The sequence below is a fragment of the Citrobacter sp. W9 genome (assembly GCF_026719375.1).
GTDB classification, from domain to species: Bacteria; Pseudomonadota; Gammaproteobacteria; order Enterobacterales; family Enterobacteriaceae; genus Citrobacter; species Citrobacter werkmanii.
Map to the genome: position 1 here is coordinate 804,903 of NZ_JAPPTE010000001.1, position 21,657 is coordinate 826,559.

Here is a 21,657-nt window from a genome sequence, read left to right on the forward strand (position 1 = left end):
TATATACTAAAGGTAAGCCTAACGCATCGCAGGCTTGCTCGTCATACTTCAGCGTGTATTGGCGTTTTACAGGTCCGACCCCAACTAACTTAGGGGGAATGCATACGGCCTGGCTATTCAAAGTATGATAAAGAAAACAGGGGGCAAGGGATGTTGCTTAATAAAATGTGTGGTCGTCGGCTCTCGGCAATCAGTTTGTGCCTGGCCGTAACATTCGCTCCACTGTTCAATGCGCAGGCCGATGAGCCTGAAATGATCCCTGGCGATAGCTCAGCGTCCGTCAGTGAACAGCCTACGGCGTTATCGCAACCGCAGGTTCAATCTTCCGCCACTGCTATTATGGCGGGTATTCAACCGCTGCCAGAGGGCATGTCTGTCGATAAGGCGCGCGCCGACTTACAATCTCAACTTCCAGCGGGCTTCACGCCGGTATACATGAGTCAGTTGGAGCTGCTGTACGCTGCGCGCGATATGAAACCGATGTGGGAAAATCGTGATGCGGTAAAAGCATTTCAGCAACAGTTAGCCGAGGTGGCGATTGCTGGTTTCCAGCCGCAATTTACCACTTGGGTCGCATTGCTGACTGATCCGGCGGTAACCGGTCAGGCGCGAGACATCGTACTTTCTGATGCCCTGATGGGATATCTGCACTTTATCGCGAATATTCCTGTCAAAGGTAATCGCTGGCTCTACAGTAACAAGCCCTATGCGCTGGCAACTCCGCCGATTTCCGTGATCAACCAATGGCAGGTGGCGCTGGATAATGGCCAGCTGACGTCGTTTATTGCCAGCCTTGCGCCTCAGCATCCGCAGTATGCAGCCATGCATGAATCGTTGCTAAAACTGGTGAGCGATACGCGTCCCTGGCCGCAGTTAACCAGTACCGCGACGCTGCGTCCTGGCGAGTGGAGTAACGACATCCCCGCGTTGCGTGAAATTTTACGCCGTACCGGGATGCTCGAATCAGTCGTCAGTACGGCAGCTAAAGAAGGGCGTAGCGCTTACGGCAGTGAACTGGTCGAGGCGGTGAAGCGGTTTCAGACCTGGCAGGGGCTGGGGGCTGATGGCGCAATTGGACCCGCGACACGTGACTGGCTGAACGTAACGCCCGCGCAGCGTGCGGGGGTGCTGGCGTTGAATATTCAGCGTTTGCGCCTGCTGCCGAGTGACTTATCTACCGGTATCATGGTCAATATTCCTGCCTACTCGCTGGTCTATTACCAGAACGGTAATCAGGTGCTGGCCTCCCGCGTCATCGTCGGGCGTCCCGATCGTAAAACGCCGATGATGAGCAGTGCGCTGAATAATGTGGTCGTGAACCCGCCGTGGAACGTCCCGCCGACGCTGGCACGAAAAGATATTCTGCCTAAGTTGTGGAATGATCCGGGATACCTTGAGCGTCACGGCTATACCGTAATGCGCGGCTGGAATAGCAAAGAGACAATAGATCCGTGGCAGGTTGACTGGGCGACCATCACCGCATCCAATCTGCCGTTCCGCTTCCAGCAGGCGCCGGGCGCGCGTAACTCACTCGGACGTTATAAATTTAATATGCCGAGTTCAGATGCTATTTATTTGCACGATACGCCGAATCACAATCTGTTCCAGAAAGATACGCGGGCGCTTAGTTCAGGCTGCGTGCGTGTGAATAAGGCATCTGAGCTGGCGAATATGCTGTTACAGGATGCGGGATGGAATGATTCGCGCATCTCGGACGCCCTGAAGCAAGGGGATACACGGTACGTGAATATTCGCCAGAATATTCCGGTCAATCTCTACTACCTGACCGCGTTTGTGGGAGCGGATGGTCGGACGCAGTATCGTACAGATATTTACAATTACGATCTGACAGCGCGATCCAGCGCACAAATTGTGTCAAAAGCCGAACAATTAATCAGATAAATGAAGCAGTTCGAGGAAAATGATTGTCGTAAGTTATGTCGGAAACGGGGCAAAATGGCTGTAAGCCCCGTATTTCCTGGGGTTGGGAGCCTTGACGTAGACTACTTAGCCAGATAAGGTTTCCCGCGTGCGCTAGAGCATACATACGATAACATTGACCTTGTAGATCTTAATACCATGGACAAATTTGACGCTAATCGCCGCAAACTGCTGGCGCTTGGTGGCATTGCCCTCGGCGCTGCCATCCTGCCTACGCCCGCGTTTGCCACACTCTCTACCCCACGTCCGCGTATCTTGACTCTGAATAACCTGCATACCGGTGAGTCAATAAAAGCAGAGTTTTTTGATGGCAGGGGCTATATTCAGGACGAATTAGCAAAACTTAACCACTTTTTCCGTGATTTTCGGGCCAATAAAGTGAAATCCATTGACCCGGGATTGTTTGACCAACTCTTCCGTCTGCAGGGCCTGCTGGGCACGCGTAAACCCGTACAGCTGATCTCTGGCTATCGCTCAATCGATACCAATAATGAACTCCGTGCGCGCAGCCGTGGTGTCGCTAAGAAAAGCTACCACACGAAAGGCCAGGCTATGGATTTCCATATTGAAGGCATCGCATTAAGTAATATTCGCAAAGCTGCGTTATCTATGCGCGCAGGTGGTGTAGGATACTACCCCAGCAGTAACTTTGTGCATATTGACACCGGACCTGCACGGCACTGGTGATCCGTAAGCTTAATGAAACAGGAGCTGTATGAACTATCGTATTATTCCGGTCACTGCATTTGCCCAGAACTGCTCGTTAATCTGGTGTGAGCAGACTCGTCTGGCCGCGCTGGTCGATCCCGGCGGCGATGCCGGGAAAATCAAACAGGAAGTGGATGCCAGCGGTCTGACGCTTATGCAGATCCTGCTCACTCATGGTCATCTTGACCACGTTGGGGCGGCGGCTGAACTGGCACAGCATTATGGTGTCCCGGTTATTGGCCCGGAAAAAGAAGATGAGTTCTGGCTACAGGGGCTGCCTGCTCAGAGCAGGATGTTTGGCCTGGGAGATTGTGAGCCGCTGACGCCCGATCGCTGGTTGAATGAAGGCGACCGGATAAGCGTGGGCAATGTGACGTTACACGTACTGCATTGTCCGGGCCACACGCCGGGGCATGTGGTCTTCTTTGATGAGCAGTCAAAATTACTGATTTCGGGTGACGTGATTTTCAAAGGCGGCGTAGGACGCAGCGACTTCCCGCGCGGCGATCACAGCCAATTGATTGATTCAATTAAACGTAAACTGTTGCCGTTGGGCGATGACGTGACGTTTATTCCGGGCCACGGTCCACTTTCTACGCTGGGTCACGAACGGTTGCATAACCCGTTCCTGCAGGATGAAATGCCTGTCTGGTAAAAGCGCAGATAAATAAAAAGGCCGCGATTGCGGCCTTTTTTTGTGCGCTATTGATTACAGTACTGCGACAATCGCTTCGCACAGCGGCGCCATGTTATCTGGCGTCATTCCGGCTACGTTTACACGTCCGGAAGCGACGGCATAGACACCAAACTCTTCACGCAGACGCAGAACCTGTTCTTTAGTCAGGCCGCTGAATGAGAACATGCCGTTCTGTTTGATGATAAAGCTGAAGTCGCGGCTTGCACCTTTCTCCTGCAGCGTATTCACGAACAGTAAACGCATGCGCTGAATGCGTTGGCGCATATCAGTCAGCTCTTGTTCCCAGATGGCGCGCAGCGCGTCGTTGCTCAGAATCGTAGCGACTACGGATGCGCCGTGTGCCGGCGGGTTGGAATAGTTAGCACGAATGGCTGATTTCATCTGGCTAAACGCGCGGTCAACGGTTTCAGCATCGGCTGCAACCAGCGTACAGGCGCCTACGCGCTCATTGTACAGACCAAAGTTCTTGGAGTAGGAGCTGGCGACGATCAGCTCTTTGTGCAGCGCCGCGAATGCGCGCAGACCTTCCGCATCTTCTTCCAGACCACGGGCAAAACCCTGGTAGGCGAAGTCAAACAGCGGCAACCAACCTTTATCGACGGAAAGCTGAGCCAGCGTTTGCCACTGCTCCAGTGTTGGATCGATACCGGTTGGGTTATGGCAGCAGCCGTGGAATAACACCACGTCGCCGGCCTGCGCTTCGCTGAGGCTTGCCAGCATCGCATCAAAGTCTAAAGAGTGGTTTGCCGCATCGTAATAATTGTATTCACGAACTTCCAGACCGGCAGAGTTAAAGACGCTCTTATGGTTCGGCCAGCTTGGATTGCTCACCCAAACGCGTTTAGCCGAGGTGTTTTTTGCCAGGAAATCAGCTGCTACACGCAGTGCGCCAGTACCACCAGGGGTCTGTGCTGTACGTGCGCGTTTGTCGTTGATAAGCGAACTCTCTTTACCAAACAGTAATTCCTGAGTGCAGCGACCAAACTCTGGAATACCGTCAATGCCAAGGTAGTTTTTGGTGGTTTCATTTTCCAGTATATATTGCTCGGCTTTTTTAACGCTGGTCAGTACCGGCGTTTTGCCTGTCTCATCTTTATATACACCGATCCCGAGGTTTATTTTTCCTGGGCGGTCATCGGCACGAAACAAATCAGCCAGACCCAAAATAGGGTCGGCAGGAGCGGCGGTAATGTTCTCAAACATGACGAGGTTCCATAGTGATTACAGAAGGGAAGTCCGCTATCAGGTTAACGGTAGATTTACAAAATGCCAACCGTTACTGACGAAAAGCTGAGGTGTTTTTTTAAGACGCAAGAATCCGCTAGCAGAGATAAAAAAACAGGACCGAAGTCCTGTTTTTTAGGCATTTAACAAAGAGGTCTGCTATTAGAACTGGTAAACGATACCTACTGCGACGGTGTCGTCAGAGCCTACGCCCAGTTTGTTGTCAGAATCGATCTGGTTGATGATGTAATCAACATAGGTGGACATGTTTTTGTTGAAGTAGTAAGTCGCACCCACTTCGAAGTAGTTCACCAGATCTACGTCACCGATACCTTCAATGTCCTTACCTTTAGATTTGGTATAGGCGAGGGACGGACGCAGGCCGAAGTCGAACTGATACTGGGCAACCAACAGCACGTCTTCAGTTTTGTTGGCATAACCGTTAGCGATACGGGTAGCGTTGTGGGTTTCGCTGTAGTTCGCCGCCAGGTAGATGTTGTTCGCATCGTACTTAACGCCGGTCGCCCACTGCTCAGCTTTGTCGCCATGGCCGCGCAGAGCCGGGTTTTGTTGAGCATCGGTACGGTCAGCCGCACCGTAAGCACCTACGATACCGAAGCCGTCGAATTCGTAGCTGATAGAACCGCCAACGCCATCACCGTTAGAGCGACGAACGTCATCACGCTCATTTTTGCCCAGGTACTGAACGGCGAAGTTCAGGCCTTCAACCAGACCGAAGAAGTTGGAGTTACGGTAGGTTGCGAGACCGCCGTTACGCTGGGAGAAGAACTGGTCAGAAGCAGCGGTATCACCACCGAATTCTGGCAGCATATCGGTGTAACCCAGCGCATCGTATACGACGCCGTAGTTACGACCGTAGTCGAAGGATCCCGCGTCGCCGAATTTCAGACCAGCGAACGCCAGACGGGTTTTGTTGCCTTTCTGGGCATCGTCACCGCCTTCTGGGTTATTGCCGCTGAACTAGTATTCCCACTGGCCGTAACCGGTCAGTTGGTCGTTAATCTGAGTTTCCCCTTTGAAACCAAGACGGGCATAGGTCTGATCGCCGTTAGGCGCGTAGGCGTTATCACCGTTGTTCTTGGAAAAATAGTGCAGACCCACGGCTTTACCGTAAATGTCTACTTTGTTGCCATCTTTGTTATAAACTTCTGCAGCGTTAGCTGCCCCGGCTACCAGCAGAGCAGGGATAACCACTGCCAGAATATTGCGCTTCATCATTATTTATTACCCTCATCGGTTTTTATATGACACCTGCCACTGCCGCCAATAAATTCCGTCAATAAAAATTTACGGAACTATTGATGAGAGTTTGGTGTCTTTATGTGTCTGACAGGCATCTTTCCATTCAAACTATCGTTTCGCTACTCTCAAAGTGCTACAAATATAAAGATTTGGTTTCAAAAAGAAAAAATGTGTAACAAAATGTTATTTTTGTGCAACTTTGTGAACAACTTCAAACTTCAGATGTCTCTGCGCTAAAAATCACCCCTGTTATTTCTATTTATATGATTTTCTTATATTTAATTTTGCTAAGACCGCTTTTTCTTCGCGATGACTAAAAGAACTGATTTAACTGAAGGTGATTTATGGACATCTGGACAGCCATGTGAAAGGTTAAAAAATGTACTATTTAATCAGAAAATGCTAATCCACAATAAAACTGCTGGTTATTTTTTGTTCGAATGTGTTGCTGTGAAATATTACGTAACAGGAAGAGGGGAGGCGAAGGGTTGTATTTAACGTGTTATGGGGATCCCTGTAACGTGGCGCGGTTACAAAAAAGGCCAGCAATGAATGCTGGCCTTTGGATTAAAAATTCAGCTTTAGAAGCTGGCGTTACGCGGAGTACGCGGGAACGGAATGACATCACGGACGTTCTGCACGCCAGTAACGTAGGCAATCAGACGCTCGAAGCCTAAGCCGAAGCCGGAATGCGGAACGGTACCGTAGCGGCGCAGGTCGCGATACCACCAGTAATCTTCTTTATTCAGACCCATCTCCAGCATACGGGCATCCAGCACGTCCAGACGCTCTTCACGCTGAGAACCACCGATGATTTCACCGATTCCCGGAGCCAGTACGTCCATTGCCGCAACGGTTTTACCGTCTTCGTTAAGGCGCATATAAAACGCTTTGATATCTTTCGGGTAGTTTTTAACCACGACCGGCGCTTTAAAGTGCTCTTCAGCAAGATAACGTTCGTGCTCGGAAGAGAGATCCACACCCCAGTAAACCGGGTTTTCAAACTGTTTGCCGCATTTTTCGAGAATGCTTACCGCGTCGGTGTAGTCCACCTGCGCGAAGTCGGCGTCAATGAAACGTTCCAGGCGTGAAATCGCGTCTTTGTCGACGCGTTCAGCGAAGAATTTCATATCATCCGCACGCTCTGCCAGTACGGCCTTGAAAGCATACTTCAGCATGGCTTCAGCGAGGCCAGCCACGTCGTCCAGGTTAGCGAAAGCCACTTCTGGCTCCAGCATCCAGAACTCCGCCAGGTGACGGCTGGTGTTAGAGTTTTCTGCACGGAACGTCGGGCCAAAGGTATAAATTTTGGACAGGGCGCAGGCGTAGGTTTCGCCGTTCAACTGACCAGAAACGGTCAGGAAGGCTTCTTTACCGAAGAAGTCCTTATCGAAGTCGACTTTTCCCTGATCGTTACGCGGCAGGTTTTCCAGATCCAGCGTAGAAACACGGAACATCTCACCAGCGCCTTCCGTATCGGAAGCGGTGATCAGCGGCGTGGATACCCAAAAGAAACCCTGCTCGTGGAAGAAGCGATGCAGCGCTTGCGCCAGCGTATGACGTACACGCGCTACCGCACCAATCATGTTGGTACGCGGACGCATGTGCGCCACTTCACGCAGATACTCAATGCTGTGACGCTTGGCCGCCATCGGGTAGGTGTCAGGATCTTCAACCCAGCCCGCGACTTCAACCTCAGTGGCCTGAATTTCAAAGCTCTGTCCCTGTCCAGGCGACGCAACGACTTTACCCGTTACGATAACTGAACAGCCCGTTGTCAGGCGCAATACGTCCTGATTGTAATTGGGCAGAGAATTATTGATGACGGCCTGTACAGGATCAAAGCAGGAACCGTCATAAACGGCGAGGAAGGAGATGCCAGCTTTTGAATCTCGGCGGGTACGTACCCATCCGCGCACGGTGACTTCGCTGTCAACGGCTACGCGGCCCTGGAGTACGTCGGCTACAGGCACAACGCTCATAATATTCTCTCTGTTAATAGTCGGATATATAAACACATGTCCACCCGTAATGGGGGGATACCTATGTTACCTGGCATCTGCAATCAGACAAGCAGAATTCGTTGCTGGAGTGAAAGATTTCGGAAATAAACGCGAAAAGGGAGCCGATGCGGCTCCCTGTGAAGATTAACTGGCTTTTTTAATATGCGGCAAATCGAAAGCTTTGCGCAACGCACGAACAAACGCTTTATCGTGGCAGATGGTTTTACCGGGGCTATCAGATAACTTCGCTACCGGTTTGCCGTTACATTCCACCAGCTTGATAACAATATTGAGCGGCTTAACCTGCGGAATATCACACGTTAGCCGTGTACCAATGCCAAAACTCAACTGTACGCGAGAAGAGAAGTGGCGGTAGAGCTCAATTGCTTTTTTCAGATCGAGGTTATCGGAGAACACCAGCGTTTTGCTCAGCGGATCAATCCCCAGTTTTTCATAGTGGGCAATGGCTTTTTCACCCCATTCAACCGGATCGCCAGAGTCGTGACGTAAGCCCTGGTAACGGGTCGCAAATTCAACGCCAAAGTCGCGTAAAAACGCATCCATGGTGATGCAGTCCGTCAGCGCAATCCCGAGTTGATCAGGATATTCATTTAACCATGCGGCCAGCGCAACGCGCTGGCTGGTAGCAAGCTCCGGGCTGATTTGCTGATGAGCCTGGAACCACTCATGCGCTTGCGTACCCATCGGGGTTAATGACAGACGACGGGCGAGATCGTAGTTGCTGGTGCCGACAAACCAGGATTCTTGCTGCAGGCGTTTAACAATGGCCTGCTGTACTTCGCGTGAAAAACGGCGGCGCGTACCGAAATCCATCAGATGGAAGCGGGACATATCGACATCTTTCGTTAAAGCAGAGAATTCGACTAGTTTGCTTTCCAGCTCATGGAGAGCCTGTGGGACGCCTGATTCGGGCGAACGGTAACGGTGCACCAGTTCGCTGATAACCGCCAGCAGCGGGACTTCCCACATGATCACTTCACGCCATGGACCGGTTAAGCGGATGTTCAGCTTACCGTTATCGTTGGTGACGCACACCTGTTCCGGGTTATAGCGGAAATCACGTAACCAGGCGAGGTAATCAGCTTTAAAGAAAGGCAGGTCGGAGAGCCACTGATACTCGTCCTCCTGCAGTCGCAGGTGCTGCATGGCATTCACCTGCTCACGAATAGCATCGGCATAAATACCGAGCAGGTCATCGCCACGGCAACGAAATTCAGCCGCTACTTGTACATCATAGTAGTGGTGAAAAACGGCTTGCTGCATATGCAACTTATAAGCGTCTGTATCCAGCAGCGAGTGCAGAACAGGAGAAGCGAATTGTGTCATAGGTGCGCAGTAGCATCCTCTCACGGGAGCGTTTAGTACAATAAACAACTAAGAAAACCGCTGGAGTATACCCTGTTTAGCGATTTATTGAACCCCGATCACACCATAAGCTGTCTTTCTGGTCGAGGGCAATTCGTGCCGCGTGTTATGAAAATGTAGCAAAAAGGGTGTTTGTGCCTGAAAAGATGAACATTCTGCGTAGCGCGATTTACGCAACAGGAATAGACTGAAGCCGAGACTCTACCAAAGATGCTAAAGGTTTTTTTATGACACAACAGCCACAAGCCAAATACCGTCACGACTATCGTGCGCCGGATTACCAGATTACTGATATTGACTTGACCTTTGACCTGGATGCTGAAAAAACCGTGGTCACCGCCGTGAGCCAGGCTGTCCGTCATGGTGCGTCCAGTGCGCCGCTGCGCCTGGATGGCGAAGATCTGACCCTGGTGTCAATCCACGTGAACGACGAGCCGTGGACAGAGTATAAAGAAGAAGAGGGCGCTCTGGTCATCAGTCAGTTGCCGGAACGTTTTACGCTGCGTATCGTGAATGAAATTAGCCCGGCGGCCAATACCGCGCTGGAAGGACTGTATAAGTCTGGCGATGCGCTGTGCACCCAGTGTGAGGCAGAAGGGTTCCGCCATATTACCTGGTATCTCGACAGACCCGATGTTCTGGCGCGTTTTACCACCAAAATTATCGCCGATAAAACCCAATATCCGTTCCTGCTCTCTAACGGCAACCGCGTGGCGCAGGGTGAACTGGAAAACGGTCGTCACTGGGTGCAGTGGCAGGATCCGTTCCCGAAACCGTGCTATCTGTTTGCGCTGGTAGCCGGTGATTTCGACGTCCTGCGTGACACCTTTACCACCCGCTCAGGACGTGAAGTGGCGCTGGAACTGTATGTCGATCGCGGCAATCTGGACCGTGCGCCGTGGGCAATGACCTCGCTGAAAAACTCCATGAAATGGGATGAGGAGCGTTTCGGCCTTGAGTATGACCTCGACATCTATATGATTGTCGCCGTCGACTTCTTCAATATGGGTGCGATGGAGAATAAAGGTCTGAACATCTTTAACTCCAAATATGTGCTGGCCCGCACCGATACGGCCACCGACAAAGACTATCTTGATATTGAACGCGTTATTGGTCACGAATATTTCCATAACTGGACCGGCAACCGTGTGACCTGTCGCGACTGGTTCCAGTTGAGCCTGAAAGAAGGTTTAACCGTGTTCCGCGATCAGGAGTTCAGTTCCGATCTCGGCTCACGTGCGGTAAACCGTATCAGCAATGTACGTACCATGCGCGGCCTGCAGTTTGCCGAAGACGCCAGCCCGATGGCGCACCCGATCCGCCCGGATATGGTCATCGAAATGAACAACTTCTATACCCTGACCGTGTATGAAAAGGGCGCTGAAGTCATTCGTATGATCCACACTCTGCTGGGTGAGACTAACTTCCAGAAAGGGATGCAGCTGTACTTTGAGCGTCATGACGGCAGCGCTGCTACCTGTGATGATTTCGTGCAGGCGATGGAAGATGCGTCCAATGTCGATCTCTCTCATTTCCGCCGCTGGTACAGTCAGTCCGGTACGCCGATTCTGACCGTGCGTGATGACTACAATCCGTCAACGGAACAATACACGCTGACTATCAGCCAGCGTACGCCAGCCACGCCGGATCAGGCCGAGAAACAACCGCTGCATATTCCTTTCGCCCTCGAGTTGTATGACAACGAAGGGAAAGTGATCCCGCTACAAAAAGGCGGGCATCCGGTGAATGCTGTGCTCAACGTGACCCAGGCAGAACAGACGTTTGTCTTTGATAACGTGTACTTCCAGCCGGTTCCGGCACTGCTGTGCGAATTCTCCGCACCGGTAAAACTGGAATACAAATGGAGCGATCAGCAACTGACCTTCCTGATGCGTCATGCGCGTAACGATTTCTCTCGTTGGGATGCGGCGCAAAGTCTGCTGGCGACCTATATTAAGCTCAACGTTGCCCGTCATCAGCAGGGCCAGCCGTTGTCGCTGCCGGTACATGTGGCCGATGCTTTCCGCGCGATTTTGCTCGATGAGAAAATCGATCCGGCGCTGGCGGCAGAGATCCTGACGTTGCCTTCGGTAAATGAAATCGCCGAACTGTTCGATATCATCGATCCGGTCGCGATAACGGAAGTTCGCGAAGCATTGACCCGCACGCTGGCGGCTGAGCTGGCGGATGAATTCCTCGCTATCTATAACGCTAATCATCTTGACGAGTACCGCGTTGAGCATGCTGATATTGGTAAGCGTACGCTGCGCAATGCCTGCCTGCGCTTCCTGGCCTTTGGCGAAACCCATCTGGCTGACACGTTGGTTAGTAAGCAGTACCGCGAAGCGAACAATATGACTGACGCCCTGGCGGCGCTGTCCGCTGCGGTGGCGGCGCAACTGCCATGCCGTGACGCATTGATGCAGGAGTATGACGATAAATGGCATCATGACGGTCTGGTAATGGATAAATGGTTTATCCTGCAATCCACCAGCCCGGCGAGAAACGTGCTGGAAACGGTACGCGGTCTGCTGAAGCATCGTTCCTTCAGTATGAGTAACCCGAACCGTATTCGTTCCCTGATTGGTGCTTTTGCGGGCAGCAACCCGGCGGCTTTCCATGCGGAAGATGGCAGCGGCTATCAGTTCCTGGTCGATATGCTGACTGAGCTGAACAGCCGCAATCCGCAGGTGGCGTCACGTCTGATTGAGCCGTTGATTCGTTTGAAACGTTATGATGCCAAACGTCAGGCGAAGATGCGTGCGGCGCTGGAACAGTTGAAAGGCCTCGAGAATCTCTCCGGCGATCTGTTCGAGAAGATTGACAAAGCGTTAGCCTGATAATATTGCCGGATGGATCCGGCCTACCATTCACGCGTAGGCCGGATAAGCGGTAGCGCCATCCGGCGTTTTTAACCCTGCTTGCGTAGCTGAACTTCATTTTCGCCACGCTTCATAACCCGGTTCAACACTTCCGCTTCCAGCTCGGCTAACCGCACCGATCCCAAACGGCGGGGGCGCTGAATATCCACCGTCAGATCCAGCCCGATTTTACCCTCTTCGATCAATAGCACGCGGTCTGCCATCGCGACGGCCTCACTGACATCGTGCGTCACTAGCAGCACCGTAAAGCCGTGGTCCTGCCATAGCGAGACGATCAGATCCTGCATCTCAAGACGGGTTAACGCATCCAGCGCGCCGAGCGGTTCATCCAGTAACAGCAGGCCAGGGCGGTGAATTAATGCCCGCGCCAGGGCCACGCGCTGTTTTTGGCCGCCAGACAGGGCGGCAGGCCACTCCTGTGCCCGGTTTTCGAGGCCAACAGCGGCCAACGCATTACGGGCCGCATCGCGCCATTGACCTTTCAGCCCCAGACCAACGTTATCGATAACCGTTTTCCATGGCAGCAGGCGCGCATCCTGAAACATCATGCGCGTATCATCCTGAATCTCTGCCAGCGGGGTAGTTCCGGCAAGTAATGCGCCTGAAGTGGGCGATTCCAGCCCAGCCAGCAGGCGCAGCAAGGTGCTTTTGCCACCGCCACTGCGGCCCACTACGGCAACAAATTGCCCTGCCGGAATATGCAGATCTAATTGATTCAGCACTGTATTGGCGGCGTATTGTTTGGTCACGGCGCTCAGCAAAAGCGGCGTACCCTGATTCAAGCGAGCGGTATTCATACAGTAGCCTCCTTCACATGGTAAGCCGGGTTCCAGCGCAGCCAGACTCGCTCCAGCAGTTGGGCGCTGACATCGGCAAGTTTGCCGAGCAGGGCGTAGAGAATGATGGCCACTACCACCACGTCGGTTTGCAGAAATTCTCGCGCATTCATCGCCAGATAACCAATGCCGGCATTGGCGGAAATGGTTTCCGCAACGATCAACGTCAGCCACATCAGTCCGAGAGCAAAACGTACGCCAACCATAATCGAGGGCAGGGCGCCGGGGAGGATCACATGGATAAACAGTGAAAAGCCGGACAATCCATAGCTGCGCGCCATCTCCACCAGGCCGCGATCGATATTGCGGATCCCGTGCCAGGTGTTGATGTAAATCGGGAACAGTGTGCCCAAGGCGACGAGAAAGATCTTCGCCGATTCATCAATGCCGAACCACAAAATCACCAGCGGGATCAGCGCCAGATGGGGAACGTTGCGCAGCATCTGTATCGACGTATCCAGCAGGCGTTCCCCCCAGCGTGAAAGACCGCTGATGAGTCCCAGCGTCAAACCCAACGATCCACCGATCGAGAATCCGATCAGCGCGCGCCAGGAACTGATCGCCAGATGCTGCCAAAGCTCGCCACTGGCGGAAAGTGTCCAGAAGGCTTCGACAACGCCTTCCGGGGAGGGCAGGATGCGGGTGGATAGCCAGCCCATTGACGAGGCTATCTGCCAGAGCGCCACCAGACCTACCGGCAAAAACCAGGGGGCGAGGCGCAATAGCCACCTGTTTTTCGGTGTTGTCATCAGCGTGCTCCTTAGCTTTGCGCGACCTTACGGGGAATAAATTCGTTAGCCACCGCTTCGCCTTGTTGGTGCAGACGCTGTGGCTGTGGAATTTCAGGTATCGAAACATCCAGATGCGGGAACAGTAGCTCGCCAACTTTGTACGCCTCTTCCAGATGCGGATACCCCGACAGCACAAAGCTGTCGATACCCAGCGCGGCGTACTCGTTTATGCGCGCCGCGACGGTAGGACCGTCGCCGACCAGCGCGGTTCCGGCGCCGCCACGCACCAGCCCAACGCCTGCCCACAGGTTCGGGCTTATTTCCAGTTTGTCGCGTTTACCGTTGTGCAGCGCGGCCATCCGCTGTTGGCCAACCGAATCTGTTCTTGAGAAGGCGGCCTGGGCTTTGGCAATCGTGTCGTCATCAAGATGCGAAATCAGACGCTCCGCTGCCTGCCACGCCTCATCCGTCGTCTCCCGCACGATCACATGCAAACGAATACCAAAGCGGATCTTGCGTCCAAGCGCTGCTGCTTTGGCTCGCACTTGCTCAATCTTCTCTTTCACCTGTTCAGGCGGTTCGCCCCAGGTCAGATAGAGATCAACCTGCTCGGCAGCCAGGTCTTGCGCGACATCGGAAGAACCGCCGAAATAAAGCGGCGGCCAGGGTTGTTGTACGGGAGGAAAAAACAGCTTCGCGCCGCGGACGTGCATATGTTTGCCGTTGAAATCCACCGTTTCCCCCTGTAACAGCCGACGCCAGATCTGGGTGAATTCAGCAGAAGCTTCATAGCGCTCGGTGTGATCAAGAAACACGCCGTCGCCAGCCAGCTCCTGCGGATCGCTGCCGGTCACCAGGTTAAACAGCGCCCGGCCGTTAGAGAGTCTGTCGAGCGTTGCAGCCTGGCGTGCGGCAACCGTTGGCGAGGTTACGCTTGGACGCAGCGCGACCAAAAACTTGAGCCGCTGAGTAACAGGGATCATGGAGGCGGCTACCAGCCAGGCATCTTCACAGGAGCGACCGGTTGGGATCAAAACGCCGGTAAATCCCAGGCGATCGGCAGCCTGCGCGATTTGCTGCAGATAACTGTGATCGACCGGACGCGAGCCTTCTTCCGTCCCCAGATAGTGGCCATCCCCGTGGGTGGGTAAAAACCAGAACATGTTCAGACTCATAATTTAGCTCCTGTCTGCTGAGTGGGTTGCCAGATACGCTGGCGAATATCGATTTTTTTCGGCACCAGACGATTGTCATAAAACAGATCGGCGGTTTGTTGTTGCAGGGCGGCAACCGAGGCGCTGACGGGCGAGATGGTCGTTGGCGGCCGGTGATCAAGATAAGACGCAATCACCGGCTCTGGCAGCCCCATAGTTTTGGCCAGCAGGGTAATACTTTGCTGGCGCTGGCTGAGGGTTAACGCATCAGCCTGGCTAAAGGTATCCAGCACGCCAAGAACAAACGCGCCATTTTTCTCGGCATAAGGACGCGCGGCGAGATAAAAGGAGCCGGTCTGTTTGAGGTCTGAGCCGTCTTTCAGCACGCGCACATCACCCTGCAGCAACGCGGCGGAATAGTAAGGATCCCAGATAGCCCACGCATCAACGTTACCTTGCTGGAAGGCTGCTCTGGCATCTGCGGGTGTCAGATATGTTGGTTGAATATCGGTAAATTTCAGCCCGGCCTGTTGTAAGGCTCGCAGCAGTAAATTGTGGGCGCTGGAACCTTTCTGGAAAGCGACTTTATGTCCTTTGAGCTGCGCAACGCTCTGGATCGGGCTGTTTTTGGGCACCAGAATCACTTCGGCTTTTGGTTTGGGCGGCTCGACGCCAACGTAAACCAGATCGGCTCCGGCGGCCTGGGCGAAAATCGGTGGAATGTCACCGGTACTGCCGAGATCGATACTGCCAATATTGAGTGCTTCCAGCATTTGCGGCCCTGCCGGAAACTCAATCCACGAGATTTTGGTCTGTGGGTAGCGTTTCTCCAGTAACTGATGGCTTTTTGCCAGCACCATACTGACGCTTCCTTTCTGGTAGCCTATGCGCAGCGCGTCTGGTGCAGACTCTGCGGCATGGACGAGCGTTGAAAGTGACAGCAATCCGGTCAACGCCAACCACGGCGTGTGACGCTTGAGCAGATTAAGCATGGGCGGCACCTCGCAGAGCATTCAATTGAGGAAGTTGGACATCACGACGATGCAACGCCAGCCAGAAGGTGTCGAGCGCATTGTCCAGACGCAGTTGCAGGTTGGGCGTAAACTGCGGTTTATGCTGATAATCAATGACCTGTGAATCATCAGCAAAAACACCGTGCAGGATTTCCTGGGCTTTTAACGCGCTCAGCACCGGCTTAAGCGCGTAATCAACGGCCAGTAAATGCGCCACGGTACCGCCTGTTGCCAACGGCAAAACCACTTTGCCTTCCAGTGCGCGTTCGGGAAGCAGATCGAGCAACGTTTTCAACGCTCCGGAGTAAGCTGCTTTGTAGACCGGCGTTGCAACAATCAATCCGTCGGCGTCGTGCAGTTGTTCGACAAAGGTTTTCAGCGCCGGGCTGTCGAAGCGCGCATAGATCAGGTCTTCTGGGGCAAAGTTGTGCAGATTCCAGTGACAGACTTCAACATCCTGGTCGTTCAGTTTTTCCCGGGCGTATTCCAGTAAGGCGCTGGAGCGAGAGGGGAAGCGTGGGCTTCCCGCCAGAGTAATGACGCGCATAATTTCAATCTCCACTTATAACTAATTGTTCGCTTTTATTTAACATTGATAACAATTTGTGCAGTCTGGCAGAGAGATTTTGTTTATCGAAATGATTTATACGGGATAGAAAAGTTGAAAAATGAATAAAACGGCAGAAGCAGGAAAACGATTGCTATTTATTGCCGCAGGTCAATTCCCTTTTTGCTCGCGATCGCACATAATACGCCCCCGGTTTGCACACCGGGAATCCAGGAGAGTTCATGTACTACCCCTTCGTTCGTAAAGCCCTTTTCCAGCTCGATCCTGAGCGCGCTCATGAATTGACATTCCAGCAGTTACGTCGCATTACCGGCACGCCGCTCGAAGCGCTTGTCCGCCAGAAAGTACCCGCAAAACCGGTTACCTGTATGGGGCTGACGTTTAAAAATCCGCTCGGGCTTGCTGCCGGACTGGATAAAGACGGGGAGTGCATTGATGCGCTCGGTGCAATGGGATTCGGTTCAATTGAAATTGGTACCGTGACGCCACGCCCTCAGCCCGGGAACGATAAACCACGTCTGTTCCGTCTGGTGGATGCGGAAGGTTTGATCAACCGCATGGGATTCAATAACCTGGGTGTTGATAACCTGGTAGAGAACGTTAAGAAATCACATTTTGACGGCATTCTCGGCATTAATATTGGTAAGAATAAAGATACTCCGGTAGAAAACGGCAAAGATGACTATCTGATTTGTATGGAAAAAGTCTATGCTTATGCCGGTTATATCGCGATTAATATCTCTTCACCGAATACGCCGGGATTACGCACGCTGCAATACGGTGAAGCGCTGGATGATCTGCTGACGGCAATTAAAAATAAGCAAAACGATCTGCAAGCGATCCACCATAAATATGTTCCGGTGGCCGTAAAGATCGCGCCGGATCTTTCCGTCGAAGAACTGATCCAGGTTGCCGACAGTTTAGTTCGGCATAATATTGATGGTGTAATTGCAACTAACACCACTCTCGATCGTTCTCTCGTACAGGGAATGAAAAATTGCGATCAAATGGGGGGACTGAGCGGTCGTCCGTTACAATTAAAAAGTACAGAAATTATTCGCCAGTTGTCTCAGGAATTAAATGGTCAGTTGCCGATTATTGGCGTTGGCGGTATTGACTCAGTGATTGCCGCGCGCGAGAAAATAGCCGCCGGCGCTACCCTGGTACAGATTTATTCGGGCTTTATTTTTAAAGGCCCGCCGTTGATTAAAGAAATCGTCACCAATATCTGAATGCTACCTTAATCACAATCCAGGGCTTTATTTCTAGCCCTGGTTGTTTTATATTCCTTTACTGTTGCTTATTTAAACATTCTGAGCTTTTATTATTAGGGCAATAAACGAAGCGGCAAAAGGATACTGTCGTAACGGCGATGATTAAGGAAAGGAGAGAAACTGATGCGAATTAAACCCGACGATAACTGGCGCTGGTATTATGATGAAGAGCACGATCGTATGATGCTCGATTTAGCCAATGGTATGTTATTCCGTTCGCGTTTTGCTCGTAAAATGCTCACGCCTGATGCCTTTACTCCTTCCGGATTTTGCGTTGATGACGCCGCGCTTTATTTTTCCTTTGAAGAAAAATGCCGCTACCTGGATTTAGCGAAAGAACAAAAAGCGGAACTGGTGCTCAATGCGCTGGTGGCTATTCGTTATCTTAAGCCGCAGATGCCAAAAAGTTGGCACTTTGTCGCCCACGGCATTAACTGGACGCCAGTGCCAGGGGACGCTGCCTGTGTCGATTTAAGCGATACCGATGAACAGGTAAACCTGTTAGTGGTTGAGCCGGGTGAAAACGCCGCGCTTTGTCTGCTGGCGCAACCGGGCGTGGTGATTGCCGGACGCACCATGCAGCTTGGCGACGCAATTAAAATCATGAATGACAGACTGAAACCGCAGACAATGGTTGACAGTTTCAGCCTTGAGCAGGCGGTTTAACTTTCCAGCCTGATTGCCGTTTTGGGCACACAACTGCAGCACAGAATTGTCCCGTCATCTCCAATCGCTGATTTTTTCAGCGGGCTCACTTCGCCTTCTACCAACCGAATTCGACAGCATCCGCAAATTCCCGCCCGACATGAGTAGGGAACCCGGATACCCTGGTTTTCCAGCTGTTCAAGCAATACCTGCTGATTATTTCCGCGAAAGGTCTGTCCCTGCCACTCGATAAGCACCGTGGCATCGGGTTGTTGCACCGGGGCAGTATCATCGGTTTCTGCCGCGCCATATACTCTGGCCGTACCAGTGGACAGAATTTCAACCTCGTCGCCGACGCGAATCACGCCACTGTTACGCGCAATGAGATTCTGACCAAAATCGACATCGCCGTTATCCGTCGCAGTGCGAAAGCTTTGCAGCGTGGCCAGCGGTTCGCCGGACGGATGCTTCTGACCTTTCTCAGGGCTGACGGTGGTGAAAATGCAGCGGCTACAAGGTTTAGCCACGTCAAAAATAACCTCGCCAATGCGGATCACTTTCCAGGTATCTTCTTCCCAGGCGGCAGCGCCTGAAACCACCAGATTGGGGCGAAACTGCTCCATTTTTACGCTTGCCGGGCAGCGCTGCTGCAAATCGCGCAATGACGCTTCGTTAGTTAAAAGGTAGGGATAACCATCGGCAAAGGATAAAGGAACATCATCGCGGCGCTTCACCCGGCGCGTCAGCTGCGGACCAACCCAGCGAAGCTGCACGTCACGGGAGAAAAAACCGCTCAGCCACTGGTTGATAGCCGCTGGCGCAATACGCGCGGTAAAATGGTTGCCCCACACTTCCGTCGGCGCATCCTGCAGGGCGAAGTCGGCAAATCGCACAAGCGCGCTGCTACCGTCTGGCGCCGTAAGATGCAATCCATCGTGGAAAGGGGAAGGGGTAAAACGCACCATCTGTGGGAACTGTCGGGCGGTAATGAACGTCCCGTCGGGTTCGGTAATCATAAATATGCGATCAAAGGCGAGACCACTAACGTCTGCCAGAGCGTGGGTAAGCCCAATACCGCGCATTGATTTAACCGGATGAATAAAAAGTCGGGTTAACGTGACCACTGTACAGCCCCTCGAGCGAAAATAAGCCTTCAACTTTATGACATACCGCCCATATTAGCTATAATGCGCAGCAATTTTCTCGGAGTAAAAGTGACATTATGAATTCTCTGTTTGCCAGTACGGCCCGCGGGCTGGAAGAGCTGTTAAAAACTGAACTGGAAAACCTTGGCGCGCTGGAGTGTCAGGTCGTTCAGGGTGGGGTCCATTTTAAGGGCGACACGCGGCTTGTTTACCAGAGCCTGATGTGGAGCCGCCTGGCCTCGCGCATTATCCTGCCGATGGGAGAGTGCAAGGTCTACAGCGATCTTGATCTGTACCTCGGTGTTCAGGCAATCGACTGGACAGAGATATTTAATCCGGGCGCTACATTTGCGGTGCATTTTAGCGGCCTGAACGAAACCATTCGTAATAGTCAGTACGGGGCGCTGAAGGTAAAGGATGCGATTGTCGACGCCTTTACCCGTAAAAATCTGCCGCGTCCGAATGTGGATCGTGAATCTCCGGATCTGCGCATTAACGTGTGGCTGAATAAAGATACCGCCAGTATTGCGCTCGATCTGAGCGGTGATGGCCTGCATCAGCGTGGGTATCGCGATCGCGCAGGTCAGGCGCCGATTAAAGAAACGCTGGCTGCCGCCATTGTGATGCGTTCAGGTTGGCAACCGGGCACGCCGTTACTCGATCCGATGTGTGGCTCCGGTACACTGCTGATTGAAGCGGCGATGTGGGCAACCGATCGTGCGCCTGGTCTGCACCGTGGTTATTGGGGCTTTAGCGGTTGGGCGCAGCACGATGACGCTGTGTGGCAAGAGGTTAAAGCCGAAGCGCAGGTGCGCGCGCGTAAGGGTCTTGCAGACTACACCTCGCACTTCTATGGATCTGACAGCGATGCTCGCGTAATTGAAAAAGCACGCAGTAACGCCCGTCGCGCCGGAATTGCCGATCTGATGACGTTTGAAGTTAAAGATGTCGCCAAACTGAGCAACCCGTTACCGAAAGGACCGTACGGGACGGTTATCAGCAACCCGCCGTACGGCGAACGTCTGGATAGTGAACCGGCGCTGATTGCCCTGCACAGCCTGCTGGGGCGCACAATGAAAAACCAGTTTGGCGGCTGGAATCTGTCCCTGTTTAGCGCCTCGCCGGATTTGCTCAGCAGCCTGCAATTACGTGCTGATAAGCAGTTTAAAGCGAAAAATGGTCCGCTGGATTGCGTGCAGAAGAACTATCACGTTGCAGAAACCACCGCCGACAGTAAGCCTGCCACGGTCGCGGAAGATTATGCCAACCGCCTGCGTAAGAATCTTAAGAAGCTGGAAAAATGGGCGCGTCAGGAAGGTATTGAATGCTATCGCCTGTACGATGCCGACCTGCCGGAATACAACGTGGCGGTAGATCGCTACGGTGATTGGGTCGTGGTGCAGGAATACGCGCCGCCAAAAACGGTCGATGCGCAGAAAGCGCGTCAACGCCTGTTCGACATCATTGCCGCTACGCTCTCGGTACTTGAGATTGCCCCGAATAAACTGGTGCTGAAAACCCGTGAACGTCAAAAAGGCAAGAACCAGTATCAGAAGATGAATGAGAAGGGTGAATTCATTGAGGTAAGCGAGTACAACGCTCGTCTGTGGGTGAACCTGACTGACTATCTTGATACCGGTTTGTTCCTCGATCACCGCATTGCGCGTCGCATGCTGGGTCAGATGAGTAAAGGTAAGGATTTCCTCAATCTGTTCTCCTACACCGGTAGCGCCAGCGTTCATGCCGGACTGGGCGGCGCGCGGAGCACCACGACGGTTGATATGTCGCGTACCTACCTGGAATGGGCGGAACGCAACCTGCGTTTGAACGGCCTGAGTGGTCGCGCTCACCGTTTAATTCAGGCTGATTGTCTGGGCTGGCTGCGCGATGCCAATGAACAGTTCGATCTGATTTTCATCGATCCGCCAACGTTCTCTAACTCTAAACGCATGGAAGATTCGTTTGATGTGCAGCGCGATCATCTGGCGCTGATGAAAGATCTGAAACGTCTGTTACGTAAAGACGGGACGATCATGTTCTCCAACAACAAACGTGGATTCCGTATGGATCTCGAGGGTCTGGCTGAGCTGGGATTGAAAGCACAAGAAATTACCCAAAAAACGCTTTCCCAGGACTTTGCCCGTAACCGTCAGATCCACAATTGCTGGTTGATTACCGCAGCCTGAA

Annotated in this window: 16 protein-coding genes and 1 pseudogene; 7 read left to right on the forward strand and 10 right to left on the reverse strand. The window is 52.7% G+C overall.

All coding sequences use genetic code 11. The annotated features are described in order from the left end of the window. The first annotated feature begins 150 nt into the window (after window positions 1-150). The 3 genes from ldtD to OOJ59_RS03740 all read left to right on the forward strand — a co-directional run bounded on the left by ldtD (window position 151) and on the right by OOJ59_RS03740 (window position 3,304). Window positions 151-1,902: a L,D-transpeptidase gene (gene ldtD / locus OOJ59_RS03730; protein ID WP_085049198.1), complete on the forward strand. Its 1,752-nt coding sequence runs from the start codon at window positions 151-153 to the stop codon at window positions 1,900-1,902. A 177-nt stretch (window positions 1,903-2,079) separates the two neighbouring features. Continuing rightward, complete coding sequence (locus tag OOJ59_RS03735; protein ID WP_003831948.1) at window positions 2,080-2,628, forward strand: YcbK family protein; 549 nt, start codon at window positions 2,080-2,082, stop codon at window positions 2,626-2,628. A 28-nt stretch (window positions 2,629-2,656) separates the two neighbouring features. Continuing rightward, window positions 2,657-3,304: an MBL fold metallo-hydrolase gene (locus tag OOJ59_RS03740; RefSeq protein WP_038639351.1), complete on the forward strand. Its 648-nt coding sequence runs from the start codon at window positions 2,657-2,659 to the stop codon at window positions 3,302-3,304. A gap of 54 nt (window positions 3,305-3,358) precedes the next feature. On the opposite strand, the gene aspC is transcribed toward OOJ59_RS03740, so the two are convergent. The 4 genes and pseudogenes from aspC to pncB form a co-directional block, all read right to left on the reverse strand. Next, window positions 3,359-4,549: an aspartate transaminase gene (gene aspC / locus OOJ59_RS03745; protein WP_042309427.1), complete on the reverse strand. Its 1,191-nt coding sequence runs from the start codon at window positions 4,547-4,549 to the stop codon at window positions 3,359-3,361. Window positions 4,550-4,732: 183 nt separating this feature from the next. Beyond that, window positions 4,733-5,809 (reverse strand): annotated as a pseudogene (gene ompF / locus OOJ59_RS03750) (porin OmpF). Window positions 5,810-6,414: 605 nt separating this feature from the next. After that, entirely contained in the window at window positions 6,415-7,815 is a 1,401-nt protein-coding gene (gene asnS / locus OOJ59_RS03755) for an asparagine--tRNA ligase (RefSeq protein ID WP_038639361.1), read from the reverse strand. Between the two features lie 165 nt (window positions 7,816-7,980). Next, a complete protein-coding gene (gene pncB / locus OOJ59_RS03760) occupies window positions 7,981-9,183 on the reverse strand; it encodes a nicotinate phosphoribosyltransferase (RefSeq protein WP_193156932.1) in 1,203 nt (400 codons plus the stop codon). 266 nt (window positions 9,184-9,449) lie between these two features. On the opposite strand from pncB, the gene pepN reads away from it, so the two are divergent. Further along, entirely contained in the window at window positions 9,450-12,062 is a 2,613-nt protein-coding gene (gene pepN / locus OOJ59_RS03765; protein WP_137347932.1) for an aminopeptidase N, read from the forward strand. A 71-nt stretch (window positions 12,063-12,133) separates the two neighbouring features. On the opposite strand, the gene ssuB is transcribed toward pepN, so the two are convergent. The 5 genes from ssuB to ssuE are packed head-to-tail and all read right to left on the reverse strand — an operon-like array spanning window position 12,134 to window position 16,385. Next, complete coding sequence (gene ssuB, locus OOJ59_RS03770) at window positions 12,134-12,901, reverse strand: aliphatic sulfonates ABC transporter ATP-binding protein (protein ID WP_085048604.1); 768 nt, start codon at window positions 12,899-12,901, stop codon at window positions 12,134-12,136. Beyond that, window positions 12,898-13,689, reverse strand: a complete 792-nt coding sequence (gene ssuC, locus OOJ59_RS03775) for an aliphatic sulfonate ABC transporter permease SsuC (protein WP_038639375.1) — start codon at window positions 13,687-13,689, stop codon at window positions 12,898-12,900. Before ssuC ends, ssuB begins: the two co-directional genes overlap by 4 nt. A gap of 11 nt (window positions 13,690-13,700) precedes the next feature. After that, a complete protein-coding gene (gene ssuD / locus OOJ59_RS03780; RefSeq protein ID WP_038639379.1) occupies window positions 13,701-14,846 on the reverse strand; it encodes an FMNH2-dependent alkanesulfonate monooxygenase in 1,146 nt (381 codons plus the stop codon). Next, window positions 14,843-15,817 (reverse strand): sulfonate ABC transporter substrate-binding protein, encoded by a 975-nt coding sequence (locus tag OOJ59_RS03785; protein ID WP_087857549.1) that lies wholly within the window; start codon window positions 15,815-15,817, stop codon window positions 14,843-14,845. Before OOJ59_RS03785 ends, ssuD begins: the two co-directional genes overlap by 4 nt. Continuing rightward, the gene (ssuE, locus tag OOJ59_RS03790) at window positions 15,810-16,385 is read right to left on the reverse strand and encodes an NADPH-dependent FMN reductase (RefSeq protein ID WP_038639389.1); all 576 of its coding nucleotides are present in this window, start codon (window positions 16,383-16,385) and stop codon (window positions 15,810-15,812) included. Before ssuE ends, OOJ59_RS03785 begins: the two co-directional genes overlap by 8 nt. 242 nt (window positions 16,386-16,627) lie before the next feature. Between ssuE and pyrD the strand changes: the two genes are divergently transcribed. Together pyrD and zapC are read left to right on the forward strand one after the other, a co-directional pair. Further along, entirely contained in the window at window positions 16,628-17,638 is a 1,011-nt protein-coding gene (gene pyrD, locus OOJ59_RS03795) for a quinone-dependent dihydroorotate dehydrogenase (RefSeq protein ID WP_038639394.1), read from the forward strand. A gap of 165 nt (window positions 17,639-17,803) precedes the next feature. After that, window positions 17,804-18,346 (forward strand): cell division protein ZapC, encoded by a 543-nt coding sequence (gene zapC / locus OOJ59_RS03800; protein WP_038639397.1) that lies wholly within the window; start codon window positions 17,804-17,806, stop codon window positions 18,344-18,346. On the opposite strand, the gene OOJ59_RS03805 is transcribed toward zapC, so the two are convergent. After that, window positions 18,343-19,449, reverse strand: a complete 1,107-nt coding sequence (locus OOJ59_RS03805; protein ID WP_160955634.1) for a YcbX family protein — start codon at window positions 19,447-19,449, stop codon at window positions 18,343-18,345. The genes zapC and OOJ59_RS03805 overlap by 4 nt on opposite strands. A gap of 98 nt (window positions 19,450-19,547) precedes the next feature. Here OOJ59_RS03805 and rlmKL point away from each other — a divergent pair, with 98 nt between their 5' ends. Further along, window positions 19,548-21,656: a bifunctional 23S rRNA (guanine(2069)-N(7))-methyltransferase RlmK/23S rRNA (guanine(2445)-N(2))-methyltransferase RlmL gene (rlmKL, locus tag OOJ59_RS03810; protein WP_085048601.1), complete on the forward strand. Its 2,109-nt coding sequence runs from the start codon at window positions 19,548-19,550 to the stop codon at window positions 21,654-21,656. Window position 21,657: the final 1 nt, after the last annotated feature.

Coding starts and splice junctions, on each gene's coding strand:
- ssuE (WP_038639389.1), bottom strand. CDS start 16,385: ATGCGCGTCATTACTCTGGCGGGAAGCCCACGCTTCCCCTCTCGCTCC.
- pepN (WP_137347932.1), top strand. CDS start 9,450: ATGACACAACAGCCACAAGCCAAATACCGTCACGACTATCGTGCGCCG.
- OOJ59_RS03740 (WP_038639351.1), top strand. CDS start 2,657: ATGAACTATCGTATTATTCCGGTCACTGCATTTGCCCAGAACTGCTCG.
- ldtD (WP_085049198.1), top strand. CDS start 151: ATGTTGCTTAATAAAATGTGTGGTCGTCGGCTCTCGGCAATCAGTTTG.
- pyrD (WP_038639394.1), top strand. CDS start 16,628: ATGTACTACCCCTTCGTTCGTAAAGCCCTTTTCCAGCTCGATCCTGAG.
- ssuC (WP_038639375.1), bottom strand. CDS start 13,689: ATGACAACACCGAAAAACAGGTGGCTATTGCGCCTCGCCCCCTGGTTT.
- OOJ59_RS03785 (WP_087857549.1), bottom strand. CDS start 15,817: ATGCTTAATCTGCTCAAGCGTCACACGCCGTGGTTGGCGTTGACCGGA.
- aspC (WP_042309427.1), bottom strand. CDS start 4,549: ATGTTTGAGAACATTACCGCCGCTCCTGCCGACCCTATTTTGGGTCTG.
- pncB (WP_193156932.1), bottom strand. CDS start 9,183: ATGACACAATTCGCTTCTCCTGTTCTGCACTCGCTGCTGGATACAGAC.
- zapC (WP_038639397.1), top strand. CDS start 17,804: ATGCGAATTAAACCCGACGATAACTGGCGCTGGTATTATGATGAAGAG.
- rlmKL (WP_085048601.1), top strand. CDS start 19,548: ATGAATTCTCTGTTTGCCAGTACGGCCCGCGGGCTGGAAGAGCTGTTA.
- ssuB (WP_085048604.1), bottom strand. CDS start 12,901: ATGAATACCGCTCGCTTGAATCAGGGTACGCCGCTTTTGCTGAGCGCC.
- asnS (WP_038639361.1), bottom strand. CDS start 7,815: ATGAGCGTTGTGCCTGTAGCCGACGTACTCCAGGGCCGCGTAGCCGTT.
- ssuD (WP_038639379.1), bottom strand. CDS start 14,846: ATGAGTCTGAACATGTTCTGGTTTTTACCCACCCACGGGGATGGCCAC.
- OOJ59_RS03735 (WP_003831948.1), top strand. CDS start 2,080: ATGGACAAATTTGACGCTAATCGCCGCAAACTGCTGGCGCTTGGTGGC.